Source organism: Clostridium sp. MSJ-8 (genome assembly GCF_018918325.1).
GTDB lineage: Bacteria > Bacillota > Clostridia > Clostridiales > Clostridiaceae > Clostridium.
On sequence record NZ_JAHLQH010000033.1, the window covers coordinates 17,075 to 28,489 of the forward strand.

The 11,415-nt window shown below is 27.4% G+C and carries 11 protein-coding genes; all 11 read right to left on the reverse strand.

What is annotated here, in order from left to right; all coding sequences use genetic code 11:
- Window positions 1-38: 38 nt before the first annotated feature.
- Window positions 39-2,246 carry an AAA family ATPase gene (locus KQI77_RS06955; RefSeq protein ID WP_216389667.1) on the reverse strand — a complete coding sequence of 736 codons (2,208 nt, stop codon included), beginning with the start codon at window positions 2,244-2,246 and terminating at the stop codon, window positions 39-41.
- An 11-nt stretch (window positions 2,247-2,257) separates the two neighbouring features.
- On the reverse strand, window positions 2,258-2,551 hold the full coding sequence (locus KQI77_RS06960; RefSeq protein WP_367397286.1) for an ATP-dependent Clp protease adaptor ClpS: 294 nt from the start codon (window positions 2,549-2,551) through the stop codon (window positions 2,258-2,260).
- Between the two features lie 452 nt (window positions 2,552-3,003).
- Entirely contained in the window at window positions 3,004-3,429 is a 426-nt protein-coding gene (locus tag KQI77_RS06965; RefSeq protein WP_216389669.1) for a GNAT family N-acetyltransferase, read from the reverse strand.
- An 18-nt stretch (window positions 3,430-3,447) separates the two neighbouring features.
- Window positions 3,448-4,359: a phosphotransferase gene (locus tag KQI77_RS06970; RefSeq protein ID WP_216389674.1), complete on the reverse strand. Its 912-nt coding sequence runs from the start codon at window positions 4,357-4,359 to the stop codon at window positions 3,448-3,450.
- A 25-nt stretch (window positions 4,360-4,384) separates the two neighbouring features.
- Window positions 4,385-4,564, reverse strand: coding sequence for a DUF4250 domain-containing protein (locus tag KQI77_RS06975; RefSeq protein ID WP_216389676.1), 180 nt, complete (start codon window positions 4,562-4,564; stop codon window positions 4,385-4,387).
- A gap of 162 nt (window positions 4,565-4,726) precedes the next feature.
- A complete protein-coding gene (locus KQI77_RS06980) occupies window positions 4,727-4,885 on the reverse strand; it encodes a LysM domain-containing protein (RefSeq protein ID WP_216389678.1) in 159 nt (52 codons plus the stop codon).
- 93 nt (window positions 4,886-4,978) lie between these two features.
- Window positions 4,979-6,319, reverse strand: a complete 1,341-nt coding sequence (locus tag KQI77_RS06985) for a cell wall metabolism sensor histidine kinase WalK (protein WP_216389679.1) — start codon at window positions 6,317-6,319, stop codon at window positions 4,979-4,981.
- Window positions 6,320-6,321: 2 nt separating this feature from the next.
- Window positions 6,322-7,008, reverse strand: coding sequence for a response regulator transcription factor (locus KQI77_RS06990; RefSeq protein WP_216389681.1), 687 nt, complete (start codon window positions 7,006-7,008; stop codon window positions 6,322-6,324).
- A 323-nt stretch (window positions 7,009-7,331) separates the two neighbouring features.
- Entirely contained in the window at window positions 7,332-9,119 is a 1,788-nt protein-coding gene (locus KQI77_RS06995) for a metallophosphoesterase family protein (RefSeq protein ID WP_216389687.1), read from the reverse strand.
- Between the two features lie 79 nt (window positions 9,120-9,198).
- Window positions 9,199-9,654 carry a manganese efflux pump MntP family protein gene (locus KQI77_RS07000; RefSeq protein WP_216389693.1) on the reverse strand — a complete coding sequence of 152 codons (456 nt, stop codon included), beginning with the start codon at window positions 9,652-9,654 and terminating at the stop codon, window positions 9,199-9,201.
- A gap of 132 nt (window positions 9,655-9,786) precedes the next feature.
- Window positions 9,787-11,415 (reverse strand): IS66 family transposase (locus tag KQI77_RS07005; protein ID WP_216389705.1); only part of this gene is annotated, 1,629 nt, incomplete at its 5' end.

Sequence of the window (11,415 nt, forward strand, 5' to 3'; positions counted from 1 at the left end):
TCATCTCCTGAATATTATACTTTTTTTAATATGCCTCTCTATTTCACATTCCCTTTTTTATTTTTGCCCACATCAAGATTTATTTTGCCTGCTTCATAATTAACAAAACACTCTCCACCTCTTTTTAGTTTTCCAAATAACATCTCGTTAACTAAAAGTGGTTTTATTTCATTATCAATAACTCTTCCTATTTCCCTTGCTCCATATTCTTTTGTTATTCCTTTTTCTTTTATATATTCCATAGCTTCTGTAGATGTTGTTAATTTAATATTTTTAAGTTCAAGTGTTGCCTTTAACATATTAATATTTTTTTCAACTATCTTTTCTGCCATTTTATCATTTAATCCATTAAATACAATTATTTTATTTAATCTATTTCTGAATTCTGGCTTAAATACCTTCTTAACTTCATTATCAATAGCACTAGTATTCTCTACTCTCTCTCCAAAACCTATTAAACTCTTATTAACTTTACTTGCTCCTGCATTAGATGTCATTATAATTATTACATTCTTAAAATCTGCTTTTTTACCTTTATTATCAGTTAATGTAGCATAATCCATTACTTGAAGTAAAATATTATATATATCACTATGTGCTTTTTCTATCTCATCTAATAGCAATACACAACTTGGATGCTTTCTTATTTCATCAGTTAGTAAACCACCTTCTTCATATCCAACATACCCAGCTGGAGAACCTATAAGCTTTGCAACTGAATGTTTTTCTGTATATTCACTCATGTCAAATCTAACTAAACTAACATCTAGTTCTTTTGCTAACGTTCTTGCAATTTCTGTCTTTCCAACTCCTGTGGGTCCAACAAATAAAAAGCTAGCTATAGGCTTGTTCTCATCACTTAATCCAGCTCTAGATAATTTAATCATCTGTACTACATCTTTTATTGCTTCATCTTGACCATATACTACATTTTTCATACGTGATTCAAGGGTTTTTAATCTTTTTACCTCATCTATTTCAACAGTTTTCTTTGGAATATTACATACTTTAGATAATACTTCTTCTATAATTTTTTTATCAACTGTTTGAATTTTTTTATCAAGAGGATGTAGCACTCTATAAGCTCCTGCTTCATCTATTAAATCAATTGCTTTATCAGGTAAAAATCTATCATTTATATATTTACTACTTAAACTTACAGCGTGTTCTATTACTCCTTTAGAGTATTTTACATTATGAAATTCTTCATAATATTTCTTTAATCCATTTATTATCTTGATACTTTCTTCTATAGATGGTTCTTTTATATCTACCTTCTGAAATCTTCTTAATAAACTTTTGCTTTTAGCAAAATATTTATTATATTCTTCATAAGTTGTGGCACCTATAAATCTAATCTTTCCCTGTGCTAAATAAGGTTTTAACATATTAGATGCATCTAAAGATCCTCCATTAACAGATCCTGCACCTATTATAGTATGAATTTCATCTATATAAACAATAGGCGTTTCAATTCCTGCTATACCTTCCATAACCTTCTTAAATCTCTTCTCGAAATCTCCTCTAAATTGAGTTCCTGCTACTAAATTTGATAATTCTATTGAATATACCTTTGCATTCTTTAAATTATCAGGAACCTTCCCTTCATTAATAAGTTTAACCAATCCATATGTAATTGCTGTTTTTCCTACTCCAGCTTCTCCTATATGTATAGGATTATTCTTATATCTTCTACATAGTATCTGAATAGTTCTTTCAAGTTCATATTCACGACCAATAAGTGGATTATTGTTATCAACTATATCATTTAAACAAGTTACATATTGTAACCAATCCTCTTGCTTTTCTTCTTTTTTGTCTAAATATTCTTCTTTGTTACACATATTTGATAAAATTTCTTGCCACACTATTCCTTGAGATGATATAAAATAAGCTGCATAACATTCTTGAAGATTCATTATTCCATCTAATATATGAGTTAACTCTACTGCATCTCTATCTGCTGCAATAGCTCTTGCTTCACTATATCTAAGAATTTCTTTTAGGTTATAGCTTATATCTGTTTCTCCATTTACATTAATCTCACAATTTTTATTAAGATATTCGTCTAATTCTTTTCGTAATAATTCGATATCCCCTTCTGCTTCCTCAAATGCATCAGCAAAATCATCATCAAAGGTCATAACAAATAAAAGATGTTCTGGTGTTACATATTCATGTTTTTTTTCTCTTGCAAAATTTACTGCTTGATTCAATATGTTCCTCACATTTTCTGCATATCTCATTTTTTCACCTCCTATGTCTCTTCTACAGTAATCTTAAATGGATAGCCACCTTCCTTGGCTAATTTCATTGCTTTATCCACCTTAGTTCTAGCAATATCATAACTATATATTCCTACTATTGCTTTGCCTGATTTATGTACAGTTAACATTAAACTTACAGCCTCTTGATTATTCTTATTGAATATATTAACTAATATATACACTACAAATTCCATAGTTGTAAAATCATCATTATACATTACAACTTTATATTTTTTAGGTTCTTTAATTTTATTTTTTGTATCTGTTTGAAAGCTTACCGCCACACTGCATGCCTCCTAATAATTATTCTATATCTATTATACATAATAGCATTAGTTTTAGTAACCTATTGTGACATATTATTTATACTAACTTCTAATTATTAACGCATTATGATGATTTTTAATATATCTATATTATTATAAACATCCTAATTCTTACTTTAAAAAAATTATCGAATATATTTTTTGATTACTTATTTTTTAAGTTAATTAATATCAAATTATTGATTTCAGTAAATTATCTATAATAGAATTTAAGTATTTCTTATAATAAAAAAGTAAAGATCCCATTAAAAATACTATACTGTTTGAGCTTTATCGAGTTTATAGTATTTAGGGATCTTTACTCTTTTTTATTATATTAGTAAATACTTAATGATATTATGCTATTTATGAAAACATATAATATTGATACTAATCATCAAAAATATAATATTAATTATTTAAATATCCTATTATTCTCTACCTTTTCTTAATTTTATCATACCACACCCATAATTATCATTAGGTCTTCTTATAAATCCAAATTGTTCATAAAATCCTTCTCTACCTTTTGATGACATCAAAGCAACAATTGCATCTTGATCCACATTATCAAGGAATGCTACAATCCTCTTCATAATATTCTTACCTATACCTAACCCTTGATATTCTGGATTTACTAAAACATCTTGAACATAAAAACACGTATATCCGTCTCCTATTACTCTAGCCATTCCAATAAGTTTATCTCCATCATAAACAGATACACCATATAAAGAATTATCTAATCCTTTCTGAGCAATATCTAGAGGTCTTTTATATGCATTAAATCCTACTAATTTTCTTAAATTAAGCCATTTTGATGCTTCTGGTAAGCCTTCAACATATCTAATATTCACTCTTTTTCACCTATCTTACTATATTAAAATACTTATTATGTCATCTACTAACTTCAATAAATCCTGTTCTTTTACTTTTGATATATGTTTACCTTGAAGTAATTGAATTGGATTTGCTAAATCTACTAATCTACATAATTTACCCCAATCATTCGGCAATTCCATCTTGGAGTATTTATTATAACTTTTTTCAAAATTCTCCTCAAGACTTTCTGTAAAAAATTCTTTATATCTAAATAATTGACCTATATCCATAAGTCTAATTCCATAATGTGCAAACTCCCAATCTACATAATATATGCTTTTATCCTTTGTAACTATCATATTACCTGGTCTAAAATCAGAATGAATATACCCACTATAACTATCTATCCCATTTATTACTTTCTCATAATCTTTAGATAAATAATTCAATTTGTCTATTCGCTCATTTCCTAATCTACTCCTTGCATAACTATCCTTCAAAAATAGTGAAAACCATTTTCTAAAAGGTGGATATTTAATTATATTGATGTCTCTAATCTCTTCTCTAGATATATTATGCATGATGGCCATATCTCTTGCAATAATATCTATGCTTCTACTATCAATATGGACATCTTCTAATAACTTTCCTTCTATATATTCATATATAATATACATTCTATCTCTTATGTTACTATACATTAAAACCTTCGGTATATTTATCTTATCCTTAAGTAAATAATATGAAATTAATTCACTTTTATATCCTTCTGAAGCCTTAGGACATATTCTAAGAATATATTTAGAGCACTTGGTAGTTATTATGTAATTAGTGTTTCTTTTTCCATTAGTAATAAGCTTGTAATCTACTACCTCTTCATAAGAATTATATTTATCAAATATATCCTTTATCTCATCTAATGTTATGTAAGTATAGCTTAAGGATCTTTCCCATTCCCTCTCCATAGCCTTCTACCACATTAATCTATATTTACTTGAATTGATTAACTGATGAATTGTAAGAATATCCTATCTTCTCTAACTTCTTCTCTAATTCAACTCTATCTATATCTAAATCTTCACATAAATTATCTAAATTACTATACATATCTCTTAACTTCATATTAATCATACTTAATAATATATTGGGATCTTTTAAACTTATTTCCATTCTCTTACCACCTTACATTATTATATTCTCTCCCTATTATACACTAATTTCTTGATTTAATATATCGTGAATTATTACCATAAAGTCTAATTTAAAATTCTCTTATAATTTCCTAAAGAAAAATATAAGGATTGTATATTAACTTATACAATCCCTAATAAATTATCTTATACGTATTCTGTTTCCTGGTTGTGTTAGTTCAAAATACTCTAGTGAAGAGTTAAGCTTAAGTATAGTTCCTATAGTTACTCCATAGTCTAATGCTATAGTACTTAAATTATCCCCTGTCCTTACTGTATGATATAGAGTTCTATTTTGCACATCCATTCCTCCCTATGAATTATTCAAATCAATATCATACCTATATTCTTGACTAACTTACCCTTATTTTATTCATTAATTTATAATTTTATACTAAACATTCATAGGAAGCTCCACTACAAACACAGTTTCATTATTTGTACTTGTGGCATATATTTTTCCTTTATACTTATCAACTATAGATTTTGCAATTGCAAGACCTAACCCATATCCTCCCTTTTCTCTATCTCTAGATTCATCTAATCTGTAAAATCTATCAAATATCTTAGTAAGTTCTTCTTCTTTTATTGTTTCTCCTATGTTCTTAACACTTAAAACTATATTTTGTTTCTTTAACTCTAGATTCACAGTTACTTCTTCATCATTATATGAATGTTTTATTGCATTATCCACCAATATTCCAACTAATTGTCTTATTTCATCCTTATCTCCTAAGAATTCTATTCCATCATCTATGTTACATTCAAGTCTTAAATTATTTTCATATGCAATTGCCTCAAAAGAAAGTATTTGATTCATTATTGCATCACTAATATTAAATTTAACTTCATTTCCTACTAAGGCATTATTATCAGCCTTTGCTAAATACAATAAATTACTTACTAATTTTGACATTCTATCAGTTTGAAACTCTATATAGTCTAACCATTTTTCTTGACTTCTTATTGTAAAATTTTTATTTGCATTTAATATATCTATATTAGTTTTTATAATTGCAAGAGGAGTCTTCAACTCATGAGATGCATCTCCTATAAATCTTTTTTGTTTTTCATATGCCTCTTCTACGGGTTTTATAGCCCAAGATGCAATAAATAAGCTTAAGAAAAATAATGCTATTAAACTCACTATGCCAATAACAATAAATGTAAACATTACTTTCTTCATTGCATTATAATACCATGTGCAGTCTGTAAGATATATAAGAGTAATATTGCTATTTCTATCTGGTCTCACCTTATATACTAATCTATAATCATTTATATCTAAAAAACCCTTATTATTATTTATATTTTTAGGTTCCTTAAATATCTCATCTACTATACTTTTAGCTAAATTTTCATCCACATTTTCATAATCAGTATAATATATTAAATCATTACTACTAGTATCTAAAACAATTGCAACTCCATCTACAGTTAAATCTTCTTTTTTGTCCATAATATTATTATCAGTACTTGTCTTATCCGCTGCATTTATTCTATCATTATTAGAAGCATTATTTTGATTTTTTCCATAGTCTGGTGGATTATGTTCTTGTTCTCTTCCAAATATATCTAAAGAAACTTTATCAAACTCTCCTTCTAATTGCGAAAATAATAAACTTTGATTATTTGCCTTATTACTTGCATATATAACTCCAAATAATATAAAAACTATAGATGTAAATAATATCATTATTGTAATAACAAATTTAATTTTTAGTTTTTTAAACATTTCTACTCACCATCTTTAAATTCTAATATATATCCCATATTTCTTATAGCTTTTATGGATACTTTTGATTTTAGATAAGTTAATTTTCGTCTTAAAAATGATACATATACTTCCACACTATTATGTTCTACTTCTGATTCATATCCCCATAACCTATTGATTATTTCATCTTTGTTGCTTATCATATCTTTTCTGTTTATAAGTAATTCTAATAACCCACATTCTTTTGCAGTTAATTTTATTGATTGTCCACTCTTACACCTTACTTCTAAATTATTTGCATTTAATGTTATATCTCCATATTCAATATCACTGCTATCAACTACTTCACCTTTTCTTCTAGATAATGCTCTTATTCTTGCTAATAACTCTTCTGTATCAAAAGGTTTTGGAAGATAATCATCAGCACCTGAATCAAGACCTAGTACTTTATCTTTAATATCTCCTTTTGCTGTTAATAATATTATTGGGGTTGATATACCAGACTGTCTAGCTTTCTTTAATACTTCTAACCCATTAAGTTTAGGTAACATTATGTCTAATATTACAACATCATATATATCTGATAAAATATAATCTAGTCCATCCTCACCATTAAAAACTCTATCTACAAAATAATTATTCTTCTGTAAAATTGCTCCTAAAGCTTCTGATAACTGTACTTCATCTTCTACTATTAAAATTCTCATAAAAACAATCTCCTTACCTTATAATAAAAATATCATATTTAGCTTAAACGAACCTTTAATTTGAATTTTAAGTTTTATTTAAGCTTACTTATATATAATTATATTATCATATAAAATCTATATTAATACAAATCTTGGGAGGTTAATAAAATTAAGATTTGTTTTAATCATAATAACAAGTTTTTCACACACGTATATAAAAACAAAAGGACTATCGTATTATCAATTATAATTACTAATACGATAGTCCTTAATTAATATAACGTTCTTTACAATCCGAATCAGAAATTGTAAAAGGTCTTGCATTGATAAAAGATCAATTTTTAGTTTTGTTCTAAAGGAAGTTGTTCAATATTGGATGTACCATCATCATGTACTGTAATCAGTGTTCCACCACGTTGTTTTGTATCTCTAGCTATTCCAGGCATCGCCAAATAATCAATACTCATACCATAAGTAAGTCTGATTCCTTGATACTCTAATGACATATTATTGTAATGATCATGTCCACAAAAAAATCCTGTTGTACTACCAAGTTCTTTTGCTGTATCAAACAGTTTGCTTGGATATTCTGAACAACATACCTTATTGATCATTTTTTCATCATTTGATCCAAAAAAATATTTTACTTCATCACTACCAGATTCATAAAGATTATAAGCCTCTCTATACTCCTGAAGCGGAATGTGAAAGAAAACCATAGATAGAATAGTTCTACCTTCTTCTTCATTCATTCTAAGTACTTGATTTTTGTACCATTCAACCTGATCATCATGAATATAATCATACTTATTAAATCCATCCTTAGTGTATGCATTAGAGTCAATCAAGAATAATGCTTGATTCAATGATCCATCTTCATTGCGTAACTCAATCAATTGATTATTTCTTCCTGTTATATTCGGTTGCTTATATGGATAAAGAAGTGTTTTACTAGTCTTCCATGATAAGCTCTTATACAACTCATTCAAATCACTCTCTGACATAGTTGCATATTTCTCTGTATCATGATTTCCATACGTAAACGCCCATGGTATTCCAAGATTTCTCATAAACGCTGCAAATTGCTGTACAGGTGCAGTATTATTAAATGAAAATGACGCATATCCCACTGGGAAAACAAGGTCACCTGTTACAATAACAAAATCCGGTCGCGATCTATTGATTAATTTATAGACTGCCTTTAATGCTTTTAAATCTTTATCATAGGATAAAACACTTCCACCTAGATGAATATCTGTAAGCTGAAGAATCTTGAAATCACCCTTTGACTTTGTTATTGTATATATTCCTGATGCATCATCGTATGTAATTTTACTTTCACCATCATTTATATTAGGTATAGAATTAATATAGGGTTGTGTCATCCATATATCCCTAGAAAGAAATGTATATCCCCCAGCAATAGTTGCTATAATTAGAACGACAGCTATAACAGCTAAAGAACTCTTGCTCTTTGAATACATAATCTTTCTTAAAGATATAATGTTAAATGCAATTATGCCAATAATATAAATAGCCCTTAAAAATGATAAAATATTAATTACAAAAACATATTCAAATAAATAGAATAATCCTAAGGCTATCCCCCAAAATATTAATGAACCAATAATTACCTTCTTCAATGTCTTTTTTATTAATGTCTCATTAGTAAATTCATATACTTTTAAAAGCCAGCGTAAAAGCATTATATTTTTAATAATGAAAAATGCAATAATTTCAAATATAAACAAACTTTCATTAAAGGTTCCTAAAACTTCTAGAAGTTTTGAATTAATCCCCAATGATACAACTGAAATTAAGAAATTCCCCACCTGCAGAAATGCTATAAGTATCCAATTAATAAGTCTTTTTACATACTTATCAAAATATCTTTCCATAATCATAGAAGATGGAATTTTATCAACACCAATACAACTAACATATCTCTGTTTTCTTCTAAAAACAAAATAGTAAATTACTGCACTTATAAGTGTCATTGCTAATAAGAAAATCAAATTTTCATTCCAATAAATAATTGTGTTTATCAAATTTACACATGTAAAAATCCCAAATAAAGCTTCTAAACAACTATATATCTTTATTTTTTTTAATAGTATTTCAAATTTCATAATTGCTTCCATTCGTTTTTGTACCATCCTTCTTTAATATAACCTCAATGCAAACCTCTTTTTCAATATATTTTTCTAATTATAATATAGATTTAATTCCTATAATAATAAGAATCACTCCACCTAATATATGTGCCTTTTCTCCTAATACATCACCGAATTTTCTACCTATAATTATAGCTACAATGCTACATAAAAATGTAGTTATTGCTATAATAATAGCAGAAGAAAATACATTAACTCCTATTGCACAGAAGCTAACACCTACTGCAAATGCATCTATACTAGTTGCTATTGCTTGAAAAAATAAAATTTTATAAGTAAGAATGCTTTTATTCCTAGTTTCTTCTTCTTTTGAAATGCCTTCTCTTATCATGTTAATTCCTATTGTTCCCAGTACCAATAAAGTAACTATTCCAGAATATCTTGTGATTAACTCTTCAAATAAACTTCCTGCGTAAAATCCTAAAATTGGCATTATTCCTTGAAATAACCCGAAAAATATAGGCATAGAAGCCTCTTTATCTTTAGTCATATTAGAATACACCATTCCATTAGTCATAGATACGTAAGCGTCAAAAATTTCACGTATTTTAACTATAAATATCTGATGATAAAATAAACTCAGATAGTAAGAATAATTACCATCTGAGCTAAAATTTAATATTTATTTTGAAGATTTAAGTTTCAATTCCTCTGGAATTGTATCGGACCAAGGCATCAATTCTAATAATGAATTTTTTTCTCTAACTTCCATATTTGATAAATTATCAAATAAATAACTTAAGTATCTTTCTATTTTTAAGTTATTGGCTTTAGCTGTTTCTATTATACTATATATTGTTGCACTTGCTTTTGCTCCTTTGGCAGTATTGGCAAATAGCCAATTCTTTCGGCCAATAACAAATGGCTTTATTGCACGTTCTGCTGCATTATTATCAATTTCTAAAGAACCATCTTCTAAAACATTCTTCATTGTAGGAATTGTTTTTTGAGCATATTCTAATGCTTTTCCGAGAGGACTTCTTGGAAGTGCATCTTTAATTTCTATATTTATATACTTCTCAAAATCTTCTAAAATCGGTGCTAATTTCTCAAGCCTTATTTCATAACGTTTTTGAAAATAATCATCATCTTTACCATATTGTTCTCTTATGTCTTTTTCTAATTTATAAATTTGCTCACAATAATTAAACCCTATAATTGCTCTTGAGTTTTTTAGGGCTTCATCACTTAAATTTTCTACAATTTCATGGAATTTTCTCCGTATATGTGCTAAACAATATACTCGTTTAACATTTTCAACTTTATTGTATCCCTGATACCCATCGGTTTGTAGGAATCCACTAAAACCTTTCAGAAATTCCTTAGGACAAGAACTAGATCTTGTCTTTTGATAATCATAAAGGATTATCGGGTTTCGGCTTGAACCTGTCTTATATAGCCACATATATTTTTTTGCTTTAGATTCATTACCATTATGTTCAATAACTTTTAATGTTGTTTCATCAACTTGAACATAATTAGACTTAAGTAATTCATCTTTCATTAGATTATATACATCCGTAAGTTCAGTAGCTACTCCAATAACCCAATTAGACAAGGTTTGTCTAGATAAAGTTGCTCCTAACATATTGAAATAACTTTCTTGCCTATATAACGGAACTGAATAAAGAAATTTTAATGAAATAACATGACTCAACAGATTGTTAGAAGCCATTCCTTTATTAATTAGATTTTTAGGAGCTTTTGTAGTAATAATATTAGAATTTATATTGTCTGCTTCGCATTTACGGCAAGCGTAGCTGTATGTTATATGTTCTTCAACATATAATCTCGCTGGATCAAATTTTAATACTTGTTTAGTAGAATTAACTCCTATTATTTCTAATGGAGAGCCACATTCTTTACATATAGCTTCTTCTTCAGAAAGTTTGTGTTCTATAATAACCTTTTCTAATCCTTCTAAATTATCTTTTTTTCCTGTATTCTTAGAAGGTTTCTTTCTTGTATAGCACACTTCTTCAATAACAGGTTCCTCTATATTTGAATTACTCTCTTTTTCTGCTTCATTAAAAAGAGATAGTTGATTAGGATCTACTTTTTCACTTGAAGAAGAGAAGATCTTTTTGTTTCTATTAGCCAGTTGAGCTTTCAAATATGCTAACTCATTTTTTAAATTATTAATTTCATCATTTTTAGATTTTAATTCTTCATCTTTTTTATCAATCTTTTTTTCCATTTCAGCTATTAAAGATTTTGTTTTTTCATCTAATTGATTTTCTAAAAATTTGTC

Coding starts and splice junctions, on each gene's coding strand:
- KQI77_RS06970 (WP_216389674.1), bottom strand. CDS start 4,359: ATGGAGAGGGAATGGGAAAGATCCTTAAGCTATACTTACATAACATTA.
- KQI77_RS06975 (WP_216389676.1), bottom strand. CDS start 4,564: ATGGAAATAAGTTTAAAAGATCCCAATATATTATTAAGTATGATTAAT.
- KQI77_RS06990 (WP_216389681.1), bottom strand. CDS start 7,008: ATGAGAATTTTAATAGTAGAAGATGAAGTACAGTTATCAGAAGCTTTA.
- KQI77_RS06995 (WP_216389687.1), bottom strand. CDS start 9,119: ATGAAATTTGAAATACTATTAAAAAAAATAAAGATATATAGTTGTTTA.
- KQI77_RS06955 (WP_216389667.1), bottom strand. CDS start 2,246: ATGAGATATGCAGAAAATGTGAGGAACATATTGAATCAAGCAGTAAAT.
- KQI77_RS06985 (WP_216389679.1), bottom strand. CDS start 6,319: ATGTTTAAAAAACTAAAAATTAAATTTGTTATTACAATAATGATATTA.
- KQI77_RS07000 (WP_216389693.1), bottom strand. CDS start 9,654: ATGACTAAAGATAAAGAGGCTTCTATGCCTATATTTTTCGGGTTATTT.